Annotated in this window: 16 protein-coding genes; 12 read left to right on the plus strand and 4 right to left on the minus strand. The window is 73.8% G+C overall.

Annotated features, from left to right (window positions below; translation table 11 throughout):
• Window positions 1-27: 27 nt before the first annotated feature.
• The gene (locus ACQPYA_RS08310) at window positions 28-864 is read right to left on the minus strand and encodes an SAM hydrolase/SAM-dependent halogenase family protein (protein WP_433532043.1); all 837 of its coding nucleotides are present in this window, start codon (window positions 862-864) and stop codon (window positions 28-30) included.
• Window positions 865-962: 98 nt separating this feature from the next.
• Here ACQPYA_RS08310 and ACQPYA_RS08315 point away from each other — a divergent pair, with 98 nt between their 5' ends.
• On the plus strand, window positions 963-1,604 hold the full coding sequence (locus ACQPYA_RS08315) for a hypothetical protein (protein ID WP_433532044.1): 642 nt from the start codon (window positions 963-965) through the stop codon (window positions 1,602-1,604).
• 28 nt (window positions 1,605-1,632) lie between these two features.
• Here ACQPYA_RS08315 and ACQPYA_RS08320 read toward each other — a convergent pair whose 3' ends face one another.
• A complete protein-coding gene (locus ACQPYA_RS08320) occupies window positions 1,633-6,240 on the minus strand; it encodes an ATP-dependent helicase (RefSeq protein WP_433532045.1) in 4,608 nt (1,535 codons plus the stop codon).
• A 179-nt stretch (window positions 6,241-6,419) separates the two neighbouring features.
• On the opposite strand from ACQPYA_RS08320, the gene ACQPYA_RS08325 reads away from it, so the two are divergent.
• The 11 genes from ACQPYA_RS08325 to ACQPYA_RS08375 all read left to right on the plus strand — a co-directional run bounded on the left by ACQPYA_RS08325 (window position 6,420) and on the right by ACQPYA_RS08375 (window position 18,517).
• Window positions 6,420-6,743: a hypothetical protein gene (locus ACQPYA_RS08325; protein ID WP_433532046.1), complete on the plus strand. Its 324-nt coding sequence runs from the start codon at window positions 6,420-6,422 to the stop codon at window positions 6,741-6,743.
• 165 nt (window positions 6,744-6,908) lie between these two features.
• Window positions 6,909-9,746 carry a Na+/H+ antiporter subunit A gene (locus tag ACQPYA_RS08330; RefSeq protein ID WP_433532047.1) on the plus strand — a complete coding sequence of 946 codons (2,838 nt, stop codon included), beginning with the start codon at window positions 6,909-6,911 and terminating at the stop codon, window positions 9,744-9,746.
• 2 nt (window positions 9,747-9,748) lie between these two features.
• Window positions 9,749-10,213, plus strand: coding sequence for a Na(+)/H(+) antiporter subunit C (locus tag ACQPYA_RS08335; protein WP_433533426.1), 465 nt, complete (start codon window positions 9,749-9,751; stop codon window positions 10,211-10,213).
• A complete protein-coding gene (locus ACQPYA_RS08340) occupies window positions 10,210-11,718 on the plus strand; it encodes a Na+/H+ antiporter subunit D (RefSeq protein ID WP_433532048.1) in 1,509 nt (502 codons plus the stop codon). Before ACQPYA_RS08335 ends, ACQPYA_RS08340 begins: the two co-directional genes overlap by 4 nt.
• Window positions 11,715-12,323 (plus strand): Na+/H+ antiporter subunit E, encoded by a 609-nt coding sequence (locus ACQPYA_RS08345; RefSeq protein WP_433532049.1) that lies wholly within the window; start codon window positions 11,715-11,717, stop codon window positions 12,321-12,323. The genes ACQPYA_RS08340 and ACQPYA_RS08345 overlap by 4 nt, the downstream gene beginning before the upstream one ends.
• Window positions 12,320-12,583 (plus strand): monovalent cation/H+ antiporter complex subunit F, encoded by a 264-nt coding sequence (locus ACQPYA_RS08350; protein ID WP_433532050.1) that lies wholly within the window; start codon window positions 12,320-12,322, stop codon window positions 12,581-12,583. The genes ACQPYA_RS08345 and ACQPYA_RS08350 overlap by 4 nt, the downstream gene beginning before the upstream one ends.
• On the plus strand, window positions 12,580-13,023 hold the full coding sequence (gene mnhG, locus ACQPYA_RS08355; protein ID WP_433532051.1) for a monovalent cation/H(+) antiporter subunit G: 444 nt from the start codon (window positions 12,580-12,582) through the stop codon (window positions 13,021-13,023). Before ACQPYA_RS08350 ends, mnhG begins: the two co-directional genes overlap by 4 nt.
• A gap of 178 nt (window positions 13,024-13,201) precedes the next feature.
• Window positions 13,202-14,830, plus strand: coding sequence for a M20/M25/M40 family metallo-hydrolase (locus ACQPYA_RS08360; protein ID WP_433532052.1), 1,629 nt, complete (start codon window positions 13,202-13,204; stop codon window positions 14,828-14,830).
• 252 nt (window positions 14,831-15,082) lie between these two features.
• Window positions 15,083-16,435 carry a hemolysin family protein gene (locus ACQPYA_RS08365; RefSeq protein ID WP_433532053.1) on the plus strand — a complete coding sequence of 451 codons (1,353 nt, stop codon included), beginning with the start codon at window positions 15,083-15,085 and terminating at the stop codon, window positions 16,433-16,435.
• Window positions 16,436-16,511: 76 nt separating this feature from the next.
• A complete protein-coding gene (locus ACQPYA_RS08370) occupies window positions 16,512-17,579 on the plus strand; it encodes a hemolysin family protein (RefSeq protein ID WP_433532054.1) in 1,068 nt (355 codons plus the stop codon).
• Window positions 17,580-17,590: 11 nt separating this feature from the next.
• On the plus strand, window positions 17,591-18,517 hold the full coding sequence (locus ACQPYA_RS08375; protein ID WP_433532055.1) for a sporulation protein: 927 nt from the start codon (window positions 17,591-17,593) through the stop codon (window positions 18,515-18,517).
• A 99-nt stretch (window positions 18,518-18,616) separates the two neighbouring features.
• On the opposite strand, the gene leuE is transcribed toward ACQPYA_RS08375, so the two are convergent.
• On the minus strand, window positions 18,617-19,279 hold the full coding sequence (leuE, locus tag ACQPYA_RS08380) for a leucine efflux protein LeuE (protein ID WP_433532056.1): 663 nt from the start codon (window positions 19,277-19,279) through the stop codon (window positions 18,617-18,619).
• The gene (locus ACQPYA_RS08385) at window positions 19,276-20,520 is read right to left on the minus strand and encodes a bifunctional pyridoxamine 5'-phosphate oxidase family protein/GNAT family N-acetyltransferase (protein ID WP_433532057.1); all 1,245 of its coding nucleotides are present in this window, start codon (window positions 20,518-20,520) and stop codon (window positions 19,276-19,278) included. Before ACQPYA_RS08385 ends, leuE begins: the two co-directional genes overlap by 4 nt.
• Window position 20,521: the final 1 nt, after the last annotated feature.

Here is a 20,521-nt window from a genome sequence, read left to right on the forward strand (position 1 = left end):
GTTTCATGTGTGTGGCGCGGATGCGCGTCAGGGGTGGGTGGCCCCCTCGACCCGTAGCAGCGTACCGGGGGCGGCGGCGAGCAGATCGGCGGCGCGGCCACCGTTCACGGAGAGGGCGACCCGGCCGGCCGAATCGGCGTGCGCCACCAGCGCGCCGGCCCGGGCGTCGCCGAACGTACGCCCGTGCACGGCCGCCCACCCCTCGCTGTCGCCGGCCGGGCCCACCCGGACGAGGGCCGGCAGCGGGGCCAGCAGATCGGCCGGGGCGGCCAGTTGGACGTTGCCGAAGTGGTCGACCGTCAACACCTCGGCGGTGAACCCGTCGGCCTGCGGCTCGACCACCGGCTCGGGCAACCGGACCAACGTCGACGGGTCGACCGCTGGACCGGCCTCGCCGAGCGGCTCGCCCAGCATCAACCGGGCCGCGACCGGCGCGAAGACGTCCCGACCGTGGAAGGTGGCCGAGACCCGCGCCGCCAGCCACCCCGGGTTGGTCAACTCCACCCCGGCGGTCACCCCGCCGAGCGCGGCGGCGGCGTCGGGCAGCAGGCCGTTGTCCGGCCCCACCAGGAAGCCGCCGGGGGTGGCCAGCGCGACGCCCCGGCGGGCCGTACCCACACCCGGATCGACCACGCCCATGTGCACCCCGACCGGCAGGTGCGGCACGGTCTGCGCGAGCACCGCCGCGCCCCGGCGGACGTCCCCGGGCGGCACCAGGTGGGTCACGTCGATCACCCGCGCCGTCGGCGCGAGCCGCGCGATCACCCCATGGCAGGCCGCCGCGAAACCGTCGGCGAGACCGTAGTCGGTGGTCAGCGAGACGACCCCGGGGCCGGGTGAGCCGCTGCTCGCGCTTCTCGTCACGGCACCGGATGCTACGGCGCGGGGTGCCGGATAGGCGACAGTACGCCGGGCCGACCGGCTGCTGTCCGAAGGTTCACCCGATGGGCAGACTGCATAGGGTGACACGCCGGATACTGCCCGCTGCCGTCCTGCTCGGGCTCGTGGCCGTGGTCGCGCTCGGCGGCTGCGGAGGCGACCCGGGCCGGCCGTCCGCCGCCACGCCCTCCACCGACGCCCCGGCGACGCCGGGCGTTGCGGAGTCGCCGGGCGCGCCGAACCTCACCGTCAGCCCGCCGCCCCGCGACGGCACCGCGCCGCCCGCCGCCGTGCCGGCTGCCCCCGTGCCGCCCGCCGGCGTGCCGACCGCCGCAGCGGCCCCGCCCGCCCGGCCCGGCGACGGCAGCACGCGGTGGCGATCGACCAGCCCACCCCCGGTGGAACTGCCGCCCCGCCAGGCCGGCGAGCCCAGCGCGCGGGAGGTCGTCGCGGCCTTTCGCGCGGCCGGGCTCAAGGTGACCAACCCTCGGGACCGGTCGGTCGAGTGCGGGCCGGACGGGCTGGGGCTGGGCTGCTCCGAGCTGATCGTCACCGACGGCGTCGCCGTGTACGTCTTCCCCGACGAGAGCAGCGCCGGTGACCTCGCCGAGGTGTGGAGCACGGGCGCCCACCGCAGCGGCACGGTGGTCCTCAACTACCTGGAGGCCCCGACTCCCCGCGCCGACCGCCCCCGCTACGAAAAGATCCTCACCACCCTCCGCTGATCGACTCCCGGCACGTCCGACGGGTGGGCTACGGGCGGAGGCGGAGGGCGCGGGGGGTGGCGCGGAAGCCGGCGGCGGTCAGGGCATCGTGGAGCGGGGAGGACCGGACCGGCTCGCCGTCGGCGCGTTCCACCGAGATCGGCCCCAACGCGCCGGAGCGCACGGCGTCGGCCAGCGCCTTCCCGGCCACGGCCAGCGCGTCGGCGTCGGCGCTGAAGGAGAGGATCGTCCGCCCGCCACGTTCCAGGTAGAGCACCAGGTCACCGGCGACCAACACGACCAGGGCACCGGCCTTGCGCCCGGCGCGATGACCGGTGGCCGCCGGCGGTGTCGCCGGGTCGCCGGAGTCGACCACCCGCTCCGGCCAGGGCAGCGCCGCGCCGTACGGGTTGGCCGGATCGGTGGCCGCCAGCACCACCGCCGCGCCGCCCCGGGCCCGCCCGCCGCCCGGCGAGGCGGCCGGGCTGCCCGTGGCGTGGCCGCCGTCGAGCGGATCGGCCAGCGCGCGGATCCGGTCCACCGCGCCGGGGAGCGCGAACTGGGCCGCGCCGAGCCCGTCGACGAAGTACCCGCGCCGGGCGGCACCGCGCTCCTCCAGCGCGGCCAGCACCGGATAGACCGCGGCGAAGCCGCCGGACACCTGCTCGGCCACGACCGCGCCCCGGGTGAGCACTCCGTGCCGCTCCAGCAGCACGTCGGCCAGGGCCGCCGCGCGCCGGGTCGGGTCGGTGTCCCGTTCCGGCAGCCGGGACCAGCGGCCCGCCGCCGTCGGCGGGCCACTGCGGCTGGGCAGGCTCATCCGCCCGGGACGGCGGTAGCGGCTGCGCCCGGCGGCCGGGCGGGACCGGTGCGCGCCGCCGCCGCCGAGCAGCGCACGCAGCGGTGCCAGGGTGTCGTTGGTGAGGTGCCCGGCCCAGACCAGGTCCCAGATGACGGTGGTCAGTTCGGCGTCGTCGGTGGCGCCGATCAGGTCGGCCAGCGGGCGGAAGAACATCGCCTGCCCGGCGCCGAGGGCATCCAGCACCGCGTCGTGCAGCGGCGTACGGGTGAGCGCGTCGTCCGGTGGCGGGAGCAGCAGCGGGGCCGAGTCGGCGTACGCCAGGCTGACCCAGCCGTCCCCGCCGGAGAGCGCGCCCGCCCCGGCCCACAGCACCTCGCCGCTGGCACAGAGTTCGTCGAGGAAGGCGGGAGAATACTCCGCGACCCGGGCCGGCAGCACCAGCCGTTCCAGTGCCGACGCCGGCACGGATGCGCCCTGCAACTGCTCCACCGTCGCGGCGACCGCCTCCACGCCCCGGGCCGACGAGCCGACCTGCTGCCAGCGGGGCAGGAAGGCGGCCAGCGCCCGGGGCGGTACCGGCTCGATCTCCCGGCGCAGCGCGGCGAGGGAGCGGCGGCGCAGCAGGCGCAGCACCTCCGCGTCGCACCACTGGCTGCCGACCGTCTCCGGAGTGAACTCGCCGGAGACCACCCGCCCGGTGGCGGCCAGCCGGCGCAGCGCCTGTTCCACCACGAAGACACCCAACCCGAAGCGCGCCGCGCAGCTGGCCGCGGCGAACGGGGCGTGCGTGCGGGCGTACCGGGCGACCAGGTCACCGAGCGGGTCGGCGACCGGTTCGAGGTACGCCCCGGCCACGCCCACCGGCAGGGCCACGCCGAGCGCGTCGCGCAGCCGGCCGGCGTCCTCGACGCCCACCCAGCGCTCCTGCCCGGCGATGCGGACCCGCAGCACCCGCCGGGCGGCCACCAGGTCGGTCAGCCACTCGACGGGCGCCCCGCGCTCGGCCAGCTCGTCGGTGCTCAGGTCGCCGAGCTGGCGCAGCAGCTCGACCGCGTCCTCCGCGTCCCGTGCCCGGCGCTGCGGGGTCAGCCAGCGCAGCTGCCGCTCGGTCTCGGCGAGCACCGTCGGGTCGAGCAGCTCGCGCAGGTCGACCCGGCCGAGCAACTCGCCGAGCAGGGCCGAATCCAGCGTCAGCGCCGCGGCCCGGCGCTCCGCGAGCGGGGCGTCCCCCTCGTAGAGGAAGGCGCCCACGTAACCGAAGAGCAGGGAGCGGGCGAACGGCGACGGCCGGGCGGTCTCCACCTCGACCAGCCGCACCCGGCGGCCGGCCAGATCCCGCATCACCTGGGCCAGGGCGGGCAGGTCGAAGACGTCCTGGAGGCACTCCCGGGCCGCCTCCAGGGTGACCGGGAAGTCGGCGTACTCGCGGGCCACGTCGAGCAGTTGGGCGGCGCGCTGCCGCTGCTGCCACAGTGGCTGCCGGCGTCGCGGGTCCCGGCGGGGGAGCAGCAGCGATCGCGCGGCGCACTCCCGGAACCGGGACGCGAACAACGCCGACGTGCCGACCGACTCCTCGACCAACTGGGTCATCTCGTCGGGGTCGAAGGCCACCACGTCGGCGCCGGGCGGACTGTCGGCGGTGTCCGGCAGGCGTACCACGATCCCGTCGTCGGCGGGCATCACCTGCGCGTCCACGCCGTAGCGCTCGGCGAGCCGGCGGCCGATCGCCAGCGCCCAGGGGGCGTTCACCCGGGCGCCGAGGACGCTGTGCACGGCGAGACGCCAGTCGCCGAGCTCGTCGCGGAACCGTTCGACCACCACCGTCCGGTCGTCCGGCAGGGAGCGGGTGGCGGCCTGCTGCTCGCGCAGGTACGCCATGAGGTTGCCGGCGGCCCAGTCGTCCAACCCGGCGGTACGCAGCGCGGCCAACGCCGCCTCGTCATCCTGCCGGAGCAGGGCGCGGACCCGGGCCCCGATCGCCCTGCCCAGCTCCACCGGCCGGCCCGGCTGGTCGCCCTTCCAGAACGGCATCTTGGCGGCCTGCCCCGGCGCGGGGGAGACCAGCACCCGGTCCGGAGTGATTTCCTCGATCCGCCAGGACGAGGAGCCGAGCAGGAAGACGTCGCCGACCCGGGACTCGTAGACCATCTCCTCGTCCAGCTCGCCGACCCGGGCGGCACGCTCCGCGCCGGCCAGGAAGACGCCGAACAGACCTCGGTCCGGAATGGTGCCGCCGCTGGTCACCGCGAGCCGCTGCGCGCCGGGCCGGCCGGTCAGCAGGTCGGTGGCGCGGTCCCAGACCAGCCGGGGGCGCAGCTCGGCGAAGGCGGTCGACGGGTAGCGGCCGGAGAGCATATCCAGCACGGCGTGCAGGGCCGAGTCGGGCAGCTCGGCGAAGGGCGCCGCCCGGCGGACCACCGTCGCCAGGTCGCCGACCCGCCACTGGTCCAGCGCGACCATCGCGACGACCTGCTGGGCGAGCACGTCCAGTGGGTTGCGGGGATGGTGCAGCTCCTCGATCGCGGCGTCGGCCATCCGCTCGGCGACCACGGCGCAGGAGAGCAGGTCGCCGCGGTGTTTGGGCAGCACCACCCCGCGGGAGACGGCGCCGACCTGGTGCCCGGCCCGGCCGACGCGTTGCAGGCCGGCGGCCACGCTCGGCGGCGCCTCGATCTGCACCACCAGGTCGACCGCGCCCATGTCGATGCCGAGTTCGAGGCTGGAGGTGGCGACCACGGCGGGGAGTTGACCGGCCTTGAGCGACTCCTCGATGTGCCGGCGCTCCTCCCGGGAGACGCTGCCGTGGTGCGCGCGGGCGATCACCGGCGGGGCGCCGGCCACTGCGCCGGCCTGGGCCATCAGCTCCGCCGGGGTACGGCTGGCGGCGTGGTTGGGTACGGCCGCCGGCTCCTCCGCGGCCAGCTCGTTGAGCCGGGCGCAGAGCCGCTCGGCGCTGCGCCGGGAGTTGGTGAAGACGATGGTCGAGCGGTGCGCCCGGATCAGCGCGAAGACCCGCTCCTCCACCGCCGGCCAGATCGACGCGGTCCGTGGGCCGGTGAGGTCGTCCGTCGGCGCGTCCTGCTCGTCGAGGCGGGTCATGTCCTCCACCGGGACCTGGACGCTCACCTCGATCGTCTTGGCGGTGACCGGGGCGACGACGTCGACCGGGCGAACGCCGCCGAGGAACCGGGCGCACTCGTCCACCGGCCGGATGGTGGCGGAGAGCCCGATCCGCTGCGCGGGAGCGGGTAGCAGCTCGTCGAGGCGTTCCAGGGAGAGCGCGAGGTGGGCGCCGCGCTTGGTGCCGGCCACCGCGTGCACCTCGTCGACGATCACCGTCTCGACGCCGCGGAGCGCGTCCCGGGCGGCCGAGGTGAGCAGCAGGAACAGCGATTCCGGGGTGGTGATGAGGATGTCGGGTGGCGTGCGGGCGAAGGCCCTCCGCTCGTCGGCCGGGGTGTCGCCGGTGCGCATGCCGACGGTGATGCCCGGTGGGGTGAGTGCCAGCCGGGTGGCGGCCTGCCGGATGCCGGCGAGCGGGGCGCGCAGGTTGCGTTCGACGTCGACCGCGAGCGCCTTGAGCGGGCTGACGTAGAGCACCCGGCACCGGTGCCGGGGATCGGCCGGGGCGGGCTCGCGGGCCAGCCGGTCGAGCGACCAGAGGAAGGCGGCGAGCGTCTTGCCCGAGCCGGTCGGCGCCACCACGAGGGCGTGCCGCCCGGCGGCGACCGCCGTCCAGGCACCGACCTGCGCCGCCGTCGGGGCGGCGAAGGCCGCGCCGAACCACTCCCGGGTCGCCGGCCCGAATCGGGAGAGCGCCGACCCGCCGGCCGACCCTCCGATGGAATCCGCCACGGCCCCATCCTGCCCCCGGCCACCGACATCCGCCGCTGCCCACCCGGCGAGCTATGTCTGGTTAAGCCAATACAGCCGACTTGACCGTTGATTCCGTTAAGTGTTACTTAACTGCTTGCTTGCGCCAGGCAACATAAAGTAACTTCACTCGCGGCGCGGCGAGCGGTGGAGGGGATCGGATGGCGGTCGAGGAGCGGCGGCTGGGGCCCGGCACCGATGTCCTGATCCGTAAGGTCGACAGCCACGTCGCCGCCCTCCGTGCCGGGCTGCACGGCCCCGAGTTCGAGTTGGCCGAGCGGCTCGCCGGCTCCCTGCGGGAGTTGGTCCTCTCCACCGCCCAGGCCAGCGCGGCCGACCGGGCGCAGGTGCGCGCCGCCGTGCACTACTTCGTGTTGCGCCGCGAGAGCCGGGGCCGACTGCTGTCGATGCGCTCCCTGGCCGCCGCCCAGCGGCTGGTCAACCGGGCGGCCAGCCAGCTGGGCCGCCCCGACCTCACAGTCTGACACCTCCTTAGCTGCCGCCAGCCTCTCGATCAACCAGCGTGGGGGCGGGCGCGGGAAAAGGGTGCATTTCGGGAAAACAGTGCATTGTGCGGCGAACTGTCGTCTGATCGCTCGTAGGCGCCGTGTACGCGGCACGGGCGCCGCTGCCACTCGACCGGGAGCGCCGTGCTCGTACTGCTGATCCTGCACCTCGTGGCGGCCGTTGTGGCGCCGCTGCTGGTCCGCTGGTGGGGGCCGCGCGCCTGCTACCCGCTGGCACTGGCGCCCGCCGCCGCGTTCGGCTGGGCGGTGGCACGCACACCCGCCGTCGCCGACGGCGGTGCGGTGGTCGAGACGTACCGGTGGATTCCCCAGCTGGGGTTGGATCTGGACCTACGGATGACCACCCTGTCCTGGCTGATGACGCTCCTGGTCGGCGGGGTCGGCGCGCTGGTGCTGGTCTACAGCGCGCGGTACTTCCGGCCCGGCGCGCTCGGGACGGCCCGGTTCGCCGGGGTGATGGTCGCCTTCGCCGGGGCGATGCTCGGCCTCGTCCTCGCCGACGACCTGCTGCTCCTCTACGTCTGCTGGGAACTCACCACGGTCTTCTCGTACCTGCTGATCGGGCACAGCACCGAGCGGCGGTCCAGCCGCTGGGCGGCCGCGCAGGCGTTGATGGTGACCACCTCCGGCGGCCTGGCCATGCTGGTCGGGTTCATCATGCTCGGCCACCACGCCGGCACCTACCGCTGGTCGGAGCTGGCCGGGCGCCCGCTGCCCGGCGGGGCGTACCTGGTCGTCGCCGTGCTGCTGATCCTGCTCGGGGCGCTGTCCAAATCGGCGGTGCTGCCGTTCACCTCGTGGCTGCCGGTAGCGATGGCGGCACCGACGCCGGTGAGCGCGTACCTGCACGCGGCGGCGATGGTGAAGGCCGGCATCTACCTGCTCGGACTGCTCGCCCCGGTGCTCGCCGTCGCCGGCCCGTGGCGACCGGTGGTGCTGGTCGCGGGGCTGGCCACCATGCTGCTGGGCGGCTGGGCAGCGCTGCGGCAGACCGACCTGAAGCTGCTGCTGGCGTACGGCACGGTGAGTCAGCTCGGCCTGCTGGCGGTGGTCATCGGGGCGGGCACCGCGGACGCCGCGCTGGCCGGTGCCGCGATGCTGCTCGCCCACGCCCTGTTCAAGGCGGCGCTCTTCCTCGTCGTCGGCGTGATCGACCATGGCGCCGGCACCCGCGACCTGCGCGAGTTGTCCGGGCTGTGGCAGACCGCTCCGGCGCTGGCCGGGGTGGCGCTGCTCGCCGCGGCGTCGATGGCCGGCCTGCCCCCACTGTTCGGCTTCATCGCCAAGGAGGCGGTCTTCACCGCCTTCACCGACCAGCCGTTGATCCTGGTGGTGCTGGTCGCCGGCACCGCGCTGACGGTCGCGTACAGCATCCGGTTCCTCTGGGGCGCGTTCGGCACCCGCCAGGGCCGGGCCCCGACCCACCTGGGACGGGTCGCGTGGCCGATGCTGGCGCCGCCGGCAGTGCTGGCCGGGGTCGGGCTGGTCGCCGGCCCGGCGGCGGGCGTGCTGGACGACCTGCTCCGCCCGTACCCGGAACTCTTCGGTGAGGTCCACGGCCATCTGGCCATCTGGTCGGGCCTCACCCCGGCGCTCGCCCTCTCCGCGCTGGCGGTGGCCGCCGGAGCGACGCTGTTCGCGCTGCGCGGCCCGCTGGCCCCGGCGCTGGCCCGGCTCCGTTCGCCGGTCGGCCCACTACAGGGGTACGAGTGGATCACCCATCGCTTCGACCGGGCCGCCGTGGACGTCACCAGCGTCACCCAGCGGGGTTCGCTGCCGCAGTATCTCGGGCTCATCCTGATCGTGCTGGCCGCCGTGCCCGGCGGCGCGCTGCTGCTGACCCGGCCGTGGGAGCAGCGGCTCGCCCTCTGGGACACCTCCGCGCAACCGGTGGTGTTGCTGGTGATCAGCGCAGCGGCGGTGCTCGCGGTGAGCGCCCGACGGCGGTTGACGGCGATGCTGCTGGTCGGGGTGACCGGCTACGGCACCGCCATGCTCTTCGTGCTGCACGGCGCGCCCGACCTGGCGTTGACCCAGCTGCTCGTGGAGACGGTGACCATCGCGGTCTTCGCGCTGGTGCTGCGCCAGCTGCCGGAGCGGTTCTCGGCCCGGCCGCTGCGCCGCAGCCGCTGGATCCGGCGGGCGATCGGCGTGACGGTCGGCGTGACCGTCGCCGGACTCGCGGTGACCGCCACGGCCGCCCGGCAGGTGCACAGCGTCTCCGAGGAACTTCCCCACCTGGCCGTCACGCAGGGGCACGGCCGCAACGTGGTCAACGTGACGCTGGTGGACATCCGGGCCTGGGACACGCTGGGGGAGTTGTCGGTGCTGGTGGTCGCGGCCACCGGGGTGGCCAGCCTGGTCTTCCAGCAGTCCCGCACCGGCCCCCGCCCGCGCCGGCTGGTCGCCGAGCCCCGCCAGCCCCCCGCTGGCCGGGCGGTGTGGCTGCGCGGCGGGACCACCCTGCACGAGCGGAGCCGTTCGATCGTGCTGGAGGTGGTCACCCGGCTGATCTTCCACACCGTGGTGATCTTCTCCCTGTACCTCCTCTTCTCCGGGCACAACGCGCCCGGTGGCGGGTTCGCCGGCGGGCTGGTGGCCAGCCTTGCGCTGACCGTGCGCTACCTCGCCGGCGGCCGCAACGAGCTGGCCGAGTCGGCGCCGGTCGGCGCCGGCACGGTGCTGGGCGCCGGGATCGGCTGCACGGTCGGCGGCGGGGTGCTCTCCCTGGTGGCCGGCGAAGGCGCGTTGAGCAGCACGCGGGTCAATTTCTGGGCCCCGCTGGTGGGGGACTTCTACCTGGTCACCTCCCTCTTCTTCGACGTCGGGGTCTACCTCGTGGTGATCGGGTTGGCACTGGATGTGCTGCGCAGCCTCGGCGCCGAGGTGGACCGGCACATCGAGGCGGCCGGCCGCGCCGACGGCGGGCTGGCCGTCGACCACCCGAAGGAGGCCAGGTGAGCATGGGAACCAACCTGGTGTCCTTCGCGGCGATCGGGGTGCTCGTCGGCTGCGGGGTGGCGCTGCTGCTGGAGCGGAGCCTGACCCGGGTCCTGCTCGGCATCATCCTGATCGGAAACGGGATCAACCTGCTGATCATCTTCGGCGGCCGGTCCGGCCGGGCGCCGATCGTCGGGGTCACCGAGCCGCCGTCGATGAGTGACGCGCTGCCCCAGGCCATGGTGCTCACCGCCATCGTGATCACCTTCGGGATCACCGCCTTCCTGCTGGCGATCAGCTACCGCAGCTGGTACCTGACCGGCGACGACGAGGTGCCGGACGACATCGAGGACCAGCAGATCGTGCATCGCGCCGCGCGCAAGGAGGTCTCCACCGCCGACCTCGGTGGCGAGGGAGCGGGCTCGGACACCGAACAGGTCGATCCGCCGATCCACCGCCGGTCCCCGCCAGAGGAGGGGCCGGGATGAACCGGACCGCACTCGTGCCGCTGCCGGTGATGCTGCCGCTGCTGGGCGCCGCGCTGACCCTGCTGCTGGCGAACCGGCCGTTGCCCCAGCGCGTGGTCAGCGTGACCTGCCTGAGCGGCACCCTGGCGGTGGCGGTGGCGCTGCTGGTGCAGGCGTGCCGGCACGGACCGCTGGTAATCGAGATCGGTGAGTGGCGGGCGCCGGTCGGCATCGTGCTGGTCGCCGACCAACTGGCCGCGCTGATGCTGGTGATCTCCGCCGCGGTGACCCTCTGCGTGTTGCTCTACTCGATCGGTCAGGGGCAGGCGGAAACCGGCGAGACCGCACCACTGGCCATCTTCCACCCGACCTATCTGGTGCTGACCGCCGGCGTGACCAACGCGTTCCTCGCCGGCGACCTGTTCAACCTCTTCGTCGGCTTCGAGATGCTGCTCGCCGCGAGCTTCGTCCTGATCACCCTGAACGGCACCCGGCTGCGCATCCGCACCGGCTCGACGTACGTGGTGGTCAACGTGCTGGCCTCGATGATCTTCCTGATCTCGGTGGGCCTGGTCTACGCGGCCACCGGCACGCTCAACCTGGCTCACCTCGCCGCCCGGCTGGACGCGCTGCCCGAGGGCGTACGGCTGAGCCTGCAGTTGATGTTGCTGCTGGCCTTCGGCATCAAGGCGGCGGTCTTCCCGCTGTCGGCCTGGCTGCCGGACAGCTACCCGACCGCGCCGGCCCCGGTCACCGCCGTCTTCGCCGGCCTGCTCACCAAGGTCGGCGTGTACGCGATCATCCGGACCCAGACCCTGCTCTTTCCCGGTCAGCGCGCCGGCGAGCTGCTGATGGTGGTGGCCGGGCTGACCATGCTGGTCGGCATCCTCGGCGCGGTGGCCCAGTCGGACATGAAGCGACTGCTGTCGTTCACCCTGGTCAGCCACATCGGTTTCATGATCTTCGGGGTCGGGCTCAGCACCGTCGCCGGGCTGGTCGGAGCCATCTTCTACGTGGTCCACCACATCACCATCCAGACCGCCCTGTTCCTGGTCGCCGGCCTGGTCGAGCAGCGGACCGGCAGCACCGACCTACGCCGGCTCGGCGGGCTGGCCCGGATGGCACCCGTGCTCGGCGTGCTCTTCTTCGTCTCGGCGATGAACCTCGCCGGCATCCCGCCCTTCTCCGGCTTCCTCGGCAAGCTCGGCCTGCTCCAGGCCGGCGTGGCGGCCGGCGGCGCGTTGCCCTGGACGCTGGTCGCCGTCGGCACGCTGACCAGCCTGCTCACCCTCTACGCGGCCAGCCGGGTCTGGACCCTGGCGTTCTGGCGTACGCCCTGCCAGACCGTCGCGTCGACCGCGCCGCTGCCCGCGCTGATGGTCGGCGCCACCGTGGCCCTGGTGGCGCTCGGGGTGGGGCTGACCGTCGTGGCCGGGCCGCTGTTCGACGTGACCCAGGGCGCGGCGGTCGACCTGCGTGACCGGACCCCGTACATCCACGCCGTGCTGCCCGGCGGGGCGCCGTGACCGGGCCGGGCGCGGGTGCGCCGTCATCGGCGTCGCCGGACCGGGGCGGGCGGGTCCGGCTCGGCCGGTGGCGCGACCGGCTGATCGCGTTCGGCTGGCTGGTGCTGGTCTGGAACCTGCTCTGGGGCGAGATCAGCTGGGGCAACCTGCTGGGCGGGCTGCTGGTGGCCGCGGCGGTGCTGGTGTTCTTCCCGCTGCCGCCGGTGACCTTCGGCGGCCGGCTGCGGCTGGGCGGGTTGTTGATCTTCGGGGTGCGGTTCGTCGTAGAGCTGGTCCGGGCCAGCCTGCACGTGGCCCGGATCGCGGTGCAGCCCGGCTTCGTCCCGCGTTCGGCCATCATCGCGGTGCGGCTGCGGATTCCCACCGACCTCAATCTGGCGCTCACCGCCGAAGCGCTCTCGCTGGTGCCGGGCACCTTGATCGTCGAGGTGGACCGGGCCGGCGGGCGGTTGTACGTGCACGTGCTCGACGTCCGCGGACCGGCCGATCTCACCGCCGCGCGAGAGCAGGTCCGCGCCGTGGAACGGCGGATCATCGCGGCGGTCGGCTCGACGGCCGAGGTACGCCGGATGCGCTCCGAACCTGCCGAGAAGGAGTCCTCGTGACAATCGTCCTTGTCATCGTCCTGGCCAGCCTGCTGTCGGTGGCCGCCCTGCTCGCCGTGGTCCGGCTCTACCGGGGGCCGTCGCTGCTGGACCGGGTGATCGCCGCCGACATGCTGCTCGCCACCATGGTCGGTGCGATCGGCGCCGAGGCGGCGATCAACCGGCACGCCACCACGCTGCCGGTGCTGGTGGTGCTCGCCCTGCTCGGCTTCGTCGGCTCGGTGTCCCTGGTCCGCTTCGCCGTCCGGCAGCAGCCGTGACGCCGGTCGCCGCCGTGGGGCTGGCCGCTTCCGTGACGCCGGTCGCCGGCGTGGGGCTGGCCGCGGCGGTGACGCCGGCCGGGGCCGCCGACTGGCTGGGGGCGGTGACGCCGGCCGCCGTGGCCGACTGGCTCGGTGCGGTCAGCCTGGTCGCCGGGGCGTTGTTGAGCCTGGCCGCCGCGATCGGGGTGCTCCGGTTTCCGGACGCGCCGAGCCGGATGCACGCCGCCACCAAGCCACAGGTGCTGGGCGTGCTGCTCCTGCTGCTCGGGGTGGCCCTGCGCCTGCGCAGCCCCGCCGACCTGGGCATGATCCTGCTCATCGGCATCTTCCAGTTGGCCACCGCCCCGGTCGCCGCGCAGATGATCGGTCGGGCCGCGTACCGCAGCGGGCGGCTGGACCGGCAACTGCTCGAAGCCGACGAACTCGCCGGGCGGTGACGCGCCGGGCGGTGACGCGCCGGAATTCGGGCAGTTCGACTATTCCGGCACCTTGCGTCTTGCTCCCCCGAACGTACCGCTGGACCCTCTCGCAGTGACGTACATCGATCAAGATGCCGTCCTCCGGCGCACGCGCACCCCCGCGTGGCCGGTGTTCGCCCCCGAACCGGGAGGATCCATGAAACCCCGCACCCCTCGACCCGGCTGGCTGGTCGTGGCCGTCGCCGCCACGACGGCCGCCGCCTCGGCGATCGCCGTACCGTCGACGGCCGGCGCCGCGCGACCCGGCATCGCCGCGCCGGCCAGCAGCGCCGCCGTCGCCGCGTTGGTCAGCAGCGCCGCCGGCACTGCGTTGGTCAGCAGCGCCGCCGTCGCCGCGCCCAACATCGCCGTGGCGAACGTCAAGACGCACCTGAGCCAGTTGCAGTCGATCGCGACCGCCAACGGCGGCAACCGGGCGCACGGCCGGCCCGGCTATCTCGCCTCGGTGAACTACGTCAAGGCGCAACTCGACGCGGTCGGCTACACCACCGCGGTGCAGTCGTTCACCTACAACGGCGCGACCGGGTACAACCTGATCGCCGACTGGCCGGGCGGTGACCCCAACGCGGTCGTGATGACCGGGGCGCACCTGGACAGCGTCACCGCCGGGCCCGGGATCAACGACAACGGCTCCGGGTCGGCGGCGATCCTGGAGGTGGCGCTCGCCGTCGCGCGTACCGGCTTCGCGCCCGACCGGCACCTGCGGTTCGGCTGGTGGGGCGCGGAGGAGTTGGGGCTGCGCGGCTCGCAGTACTACGTCAACAACCTGCCCGCCGCGGAGCGGACCCGGATCAAGCAGTACCTCAACTTCGACATGGTCGGCTCGCCCAACGCCGGTTACTTCGTCTACGACGGGGACAACTCCGACGGGGTGGGTGCCGGCCCCGGCCCGGCCGGCTCGGCGCAGATCGAACAGACGATCCAGGCGTACTTCACCTCGATCGGCGTGCCGACCCGGGGCACCGACTTCGACGGGCGCAGCGACTACGGCCCGTTCATCAACGTGGGCATCCCGGCCGGCGGTACCTTCACCGGCGCGGAGGGCGTCAAGACCAGCGCCCAGGCGTCGCTCTGGGGCGGCACCGCCGGGTCGGCCTTCGACCCCTGCTACCACCGTTCCTGCGACACCACGACCAACATCAACGACACCGCGCTGGACCGTAACGCCGACGCGATCGCGTACACGATCTGGACGCTGGCCCAGGCGGCCACCCCGCCTCCCGGCACGACCGTGTACAGCGACACCTTCGAGACCGCCACCGGCTGGACCACCAACCCGGCCGGCACGGACACCGCGACGCTCGGCCAGTGGGAGCGCGGCGACCCCGAGGCCACCAGCAGCTCCGGCATCGCCACCCAGCTCGGCACCACGGTCAGCGGAAGCAACGACCTGGTCACCGGACGGCTGGCCGGCAGCAGCGCCGGGGACTACGACCTGGACGGCGGGGTGAGCACCATCCAGTCCCCGACCATCACCCTGCCCTCGACGGGCACGCTGACCCTGTCGTTCTCCTGGTACCTGGCCCACCTGAGCAACTCCAGCAGCGCCGACTACCTCCGGGTACGGGTGGTGGGCGCCGGCACGGTGACCGCGCTCAACGTGGCCGGCGCAGCCACCAACCGGGCAGCCGCCTGGCAGAGCGCCAGCGTCAACATCTCGGCGCTGAGCGGGCAGACCGTGCGGATCGTGATCGACGCCGCCGACGCGAGCACGGCCAGCCTGGTCGAGGCCGCCGTCGACGACGTCCGCATCACGCAGAGCTGAATCGAAAGGAGGGGTCCCTTGTTAACGCCTCAGGTATAGGAGGGGCCCCTTCTTAACCCGTCGTCCCCGCGGTGCCGGGACGCGGTGCCGGGACGCGGTGCCGGGACGCCTGCCGCACAGCGCCCGAGCCTGCGGGGCCGGCCGGTAGAATGACGGGATGATCGACTCTTCTGCCCAGGAGGGCAGCAGTAGCCAGCCGGGTAAGCCCCGGCATTCCCACGATCCGACGGCACCGGGAGCCCTGAGCCTCCCGTGTTGATCATCGTCGGTCTTCTTCTGATCATCGTTCTGACCGTCGCGACGGGGTACTTCGTCGCGCAGGAGTTCGGCTACGTCGCCGTCGACCGGGGCAAGCTCAAGCAACGCGCGGCAGAGGGCGACCAGGCGTCGGCTCGGGCCCTGGAGGTCACCAGCCGGCTGTCGTTCATGCTCTCCGGCGCGCAGCTCGGCATCACCGTCACCGCCCTGCTGGTCGGCTACGCGGCCGAGCCCTATCTCGGCGCCGGCCTGGCCGAGCTGCTCGGCGTCGCCGGCATCTCCACCGGGGTCAGCCTGCCGCTGTCGGTCGCGCTGGCCCTGGTCATCGCCACCGTGGTGCAGATGGTGCTGGGCGAGCTGGCCCCGAAGAACCTGGCCATCGCCCGGCCCGAGCAGGTCGCCCGGGCACTGGCCCGCTCCACCCTGGTCTACCTGGCGATCGCCGGCCCGCTGATCAAGCTGTTCGACCGGGCCGCGGTGCGGCTGCTGCGGCGGGTCGGCATCGAGCCGATCGAGGAGCTGCCCAGCGGGGCCACCCCGGAGGACCTGGAGCAGATCATCGCCGAGTCCCGGCTGGGCGGGCACCTCGACGCCGAGATGTCGGCGTTGCTCGACCGGGGGCTCGACTTCCGCCAGCTGACCGCCGGCGAGGCCATGGTGCCCCGGGTCGACGTGCACATCGCCCGGGCGGACGAGCCGATCAGCCGGGTGGTCGAGCTGCTCGACACCGGCCGCTCCCGGTTCCCGGTACGCGGTGCCGAAGGCGTCGACGACCTGGTCGGCGTGATCGGCATCGCCGACGTACTCCGGGTTCCGCCGGCCGAGCGCGCCACCACCCCGGTCAGCGCGGTGGCCGTACCGCCGCTGTTGGTGCCCGAGACGCTGCCGCTGCCGACGGTGCTGGACCGGCTCCGCTCCGGGCACCGTCAGCTCGCCTGCGTGGTCGACGAGTACGGCGGTTTCGCCGGCGTCATCACGCTGGAGGACATCGCCGAGGAGCTGGTCGGGCCGATCCGCGACGAGGACGACCCGCCGGAGCGGGCCCCGGCCCGGCAGGAGGACGGATCCTGGGTGGTTCCGGCCCGCTGGCGGATCGACGAGGTCGCCGACAGCACCGGCATCGAGCTGCCCGAACATCCCGAGTACGACACCCTCTCCGGGCTGGTCATGCGGGAACTCGGTCGGGTGCCCGAGGTCGGCGACCGGCTGGAGATCAGCCTGCCGGCCGAGGGCGACAACAGCCAGGTCTCTCCCCGTGCGCTGGTGGAGGTGCTCGCGGTCGACCGGCACGTCGCCGACTCGGTCCGCCTCCAGCTCACCGGCGGGCGCGAGGAGGTGGGCGCATGAGTGAGCGGCAGCGAGTGAATCATCAACGCAGCGCGGATGCTGCCCAGGTCGGCGCCGAGCGAAGCGAGGTGGCGGCATGAGCGCCGGCTTCGCGCTGATCACCTCGGTGGTCCTGTTGGCGCTGAACGGGTTCTTCGTCGCCGCCGAGTTCGCCCTGGTGGCGAGCAAACGGTACCGCCTGGAACAGGCGGCGGCCGGCGGCGGCCGGGCGGCCCGGGCCGCGCTCGACGGGGTACGCGAGCTGTCGCTGATGCTGGCCGGCGCGCAGCTCGGCATCACGCTGTGCACGCTGGGCCTCGGTGCCCTGGCCGAGCCGGCGATCGAGCGCCTGCTCAGCCCGGTGCTGCACACCGTCGGCCTGCCGTACGGCGCCAGCCACGTGATCGCGCTGATCTTCGCGCTGAGCCTGGTCACCTTCCTGCACCTGGTGGTCGGCGAGATGGCGCCGAAATCCTGGGCGATCACCGACCCGGAGCGCTCCGCGCTGCTGCTGGGCCTGCCCTTCCGGGCGTTCGCCCGGGTGTCCCGGCCGGTGCTGTCGGCCCTCAACGCGGTGGCCAACGCCATGCTGCGGCTGGTGAAGGTCAACCCGCAGGACCAGTTGGCTCAGGTGCACGGCCCCGACGAGCTGCGGATGCTGCTGGAGCAGTCCCGCGAGCACGGGCTGCTCGGCGCCGCGCAGCACGAGCTGCTGACCAGCATGCTGGAGTTGCAGGGGACCACCGTGGCCCAGGTGATGGAGCCGGTCGAGGAGATGGTGACGGTGCGCCGGGACGATCCGGCGGACCGGATCGAGCAGGTCAGCCGGGACAGCGGCCGGTCGCGGCTGGCGGTGCTGGACGCCGCCGGTGAGGTCTGCGGCCTGGTCCACGTACGGGAGGCGGTGCGGGCTGCCGCCATCCGCCCGGACGCCGTCGCCGGTGACCTGATGAACGACGCGATCAGCCTGCCCGCCACGGCCACCGTCACCGAGGCGGTGGCCGCGATGCGGGCCCGCCAGTCCCAGCTCGCGCTGGTCCGTAACGGGGGCGGCCCGACCCGGCCGATCGGCTTCGTCGCCCTGGAGGACCTGCTGGAGGAGGTCATCGGGGAGTTCGACGACGAGACCGACCCGATCCCGCGCGCGGTGCGCCGGCTCAGATAGGAGCGACACGGGTGCGGCTGACGGGGGTGTCACCGGAGTCGGGCGGTACGGGCCTGACGGTGCGTACCGCCCTGGCCAACCCGAGCACCCGCCCCGGCCTGCGGTTGCCGGGGCGGGTGACGCTCGTCGCCGGCTCCGTCGACGTCCCGGTCTTCCACGTCCGGCTCGGCCTGGTCAGCACGGTCGAGCCGGACGATCCGGAGGAGCCCCGCCGGCTGGTGCAGTTCCATCAGGCGCAGGTGGCCGACGCCCTGGTGCTGCGAGCCGGTCGAGGACGGTCGATTCCCTTCGAGTTCCCGCTGCCCTGGGAGACGCCGGTCACCACGTTCGGCGGCGTGCCGCTGCTCAGCCTGCGGATGGGGCTGCGGACCGAGGTGGCCATCGAGCCCGCGCTGGACCAGGGCGCGATGGTGCCGGTCTTCGTCCACCCGCTGCCCACCCAGCAGCACGTGCTGGCCGCCCTGGACACGCTCGGCTTCAGCGTGCGCCAGGCCGGCCTGGTCGACGGCCGGCTGCCCGGGGTGGAGCAGACCCTGCCCCTGCACCAGCGGTGGGGGTTCTGGGTGGGGCCGCTCTATGCCGGGCCGATCACCGAACTGGAGGTGATCTTCGTGGCCAACTCCGCGGGCCTGGAGGTGATCTTCTGGTGCGACCGCCGGCTGGCGCTGGCCGGGATCACCCACACCAGCATCAGCCGGTTCCGGATCTGGCACGCCGGTGCTGACCAGCGCGACTGGGTATCCACCGTGGACGGCTGGCTGCGTGCGGCGATCAACCGGCATGCCGCCGCGGCGGCACACTCCGACTGGTCGGCCACCATCACCGAGTCGGCCCACGTCAGCCGCCCACCCGACAAGCCGATCCAGCCGGGCTTCGGCCTGGGCGGCACGGCCGGCGGCGCCGGCGTGGGTGGCGGCGGTGGCGGCGACGGCACCTGACCCGCCACCGCGCCCTGCGCTCGGTGTCAGCGCGCCCTGTGCTCGGTGTTAGCAGGGGGCCCCTTTACTACCTCAGGCGTTAAGAAGGGACCCCTCCTTTCACCCCTGGGCGAGCTTGAGGCCGAAGCCGAGGAAGAGGGCGCCGGCGGCGGTGGTCGCGCCGGCGGCCAGCCGGCGGCGCTGCTGGAACTGGGCGGCCAGGAAGGTGCCCGCGAAGATCAACGCGGTCAGGTAGAGCGCGCTGGCCACCTGGGCGATCAGGCCGAGCAAGAGGAAGGAGAGCGCCGGCCAGGGGTAGGTCGGGTCGACGAACTGGATGAAGAACGAGACGAAGAAGAGGATCGCCTTCGGGTTGAGCAGGCTGATCACCAGCGCCTTGCGGAACGGGCTGCGCATCGCCGCCGGCTCCGCGGCGTCGATGAGCCGCGGCGTGTCCGGGTCGTTGCGGTCCCGCCAGCGCCGCCAGGCCCCGCGAAGCATGGTCAACCCCACATAGCCCAGGTACGCGGCACCCGCGTACTTGATCACGAGGAAGACCGGTGGGTACGCCTTGAGCAGCGACGCCACCCCGGCGGCGGAGAGGAACATGAGCACCCCGTCGCCGACGAAGACCCCGGCCGCCGCCCGGTAACCGGTGCCCACACCCCGGCGGGCGGCGGTGGAGAGCACGAAGAGCGAGTTGGGTCCGGGCAGCAGCACGATGGCCACGGTGCCCAGCACGTACGTCCAGATGTCGGTGATCCCCAGCACGCCGGACATCATCCGGCCACCGGAGCCTGGGACAGAAGCCTTTCCCGGAGGCTGACCTGTGCGTTCGGCCACTCGTCGACGGTCATCGAATACTGCACGGTGTCCCGCCACGAGCCGTCGGGGCGCAGCCGGTGCTTGCGCAGCACCCCCTCCCGGGTCGCGCCGAGCCGCGCGATGGCCCGCTGCGAGCGCTCGTTGCGGATGTCGGTGTGCCAGACCACCCGCACCGCGCCCAGCTCGTCGAAGGCCCGGGCGAGCAGCAGCAGCTTCGCCTCGGTGTTGATTCCGGTACGCCACCAGGGCCGGCCGAGGTAGGTGTGCCCGATCGCCACCGACCGCCGTCCGGGGTCGATCTCGTAGTAGGAGGTGCTGCCGACCACCGCCCCGGTGACGGCGCACCGCTGCACCCAGGGGACCCGCTCGCCCCGGCGCTGGTCGGCCAGGGCGGCGGTGATCACCTCGCGCAGCTGTGCCGGCCCGGTCGGCAGCGGCTGGCCCAGGTGCTGCCAGACCTCCGGGTCGGCGGTGGCCGCGTACAGCTCGTCGGCGTGGGACGGGTCCAGCGGTTCGAGCCGCACGTGCCCGCCGGCCAGCGTGGCCGGCTCGTGCCACGGCGAGCGTGACCCGCGCAGGTACGCCGGCACCGGGGCGGTCACCCCGGCGTCGGGCTCGGGCCGGCCGGCGGTCAGCCGCAGCGGCACCACCCCGGCCCAGTGCGCCAGCGCGAGGTCGGCCGGGTCGTCGTGCACGCCGCCGCTGCGCTCCCGCACCGACACCTCGTGCAGCGGCAGCGCCAGCATGGCGGTCTCGGCCAGCTCGCGGCGGTTCGGCGGGCGGCTGTCGGCCGCGCGGCCGGCGCCGACCTTCTCCGTCAGCGCGGTCAGCACGTCGGCCTTCTCGCCCGGGTCGGTGACCAGGTGGGCGGTGCCGTGCGCGACCACCGACCGGTAGTTGGCGCTGTGGTTGAACTGTGAGCGGGCGTAGACCAGCCCGTCGAGCAGGGTGACCGCCACACAGACCGGCAACCCGTCACCCCGGGCCGCGAGCAGTGGCCGGCTGCCGGTGGAGCCGTGCAGGTAGAGCGTGTCGCCGACGCGTACGTGCAGGGTGGGCAGCACCCGCGGTTCGCCGTCCACGGTGAAGCCGAGCGCGCAGTGGTACGCCTCGTCGAGCACGGCGTGCGCGGCGGCCGGGTCGTAGTTCATCCGGTCCCGTGAGCGGCTGGCGGTGGTGCGGGCGGTCTGCGGGTACATG

Origin of the sequence: Micromonospora sp. CA-263727, assembly GCF_050942455.1 — a bacterium.
Lineage (GTDB): Bacteria > Actinomycetota > Actinomycetes > Mycobacteriales > Micromonosporaceae > Micromonospora.

Coding starts and splice junctions, on each gene's coding strand:
- ACQPYA_RS08335 (WP_433533426.1), top strand. CDS start 9,749: ATGGGAACCAACCTGGTGTCCTTCGCGGCGATCGGGGTGCTCGTCGGC.
- leuE (WP_433532056.1), bottom strand. CDS start 19,279: ATGATGTCCGGCGTGCTGGGGATCACCGACATCTGGACGTACGTGCTG.
- ACQPYA_RS08370 (WP_433532054.1), top strand. CDS start 16,512: ATGAGCGCCGGCTTCGCGCTGATCACCTCGGTGGTCCTGTTGGCGCTG.
- ACQPYA_RS08360 (WP_433532052.1), top strand. CDS start 13,202: ATGAAACCCCGCACCCCTCGACCCGGCTGGCTGGTCGTGGCCGTCGCC.
- ACQPYA_RS08385 (WP_433532057.1), bottom strand. CDS start 20,520: ATGTACCCGCAGACCGCCCGCACCACCGCCAGCCGCTCACGGGACCGG.
- ACQPYA_RS08340 (WP_433532048.1), top strand. CDS start 10,210: ATGAACCGGACCGCACTCGTGCCGCTGCCGGTGATGCTGCCGCTGCTG.
- ACQPYA_RS08325 (WP_433532046.1), top strand. CDS start 6,420: ATGGCGGTCGAGGAGCGGCGGCTGGGGCCCGGCACCGATGTCCTGATC.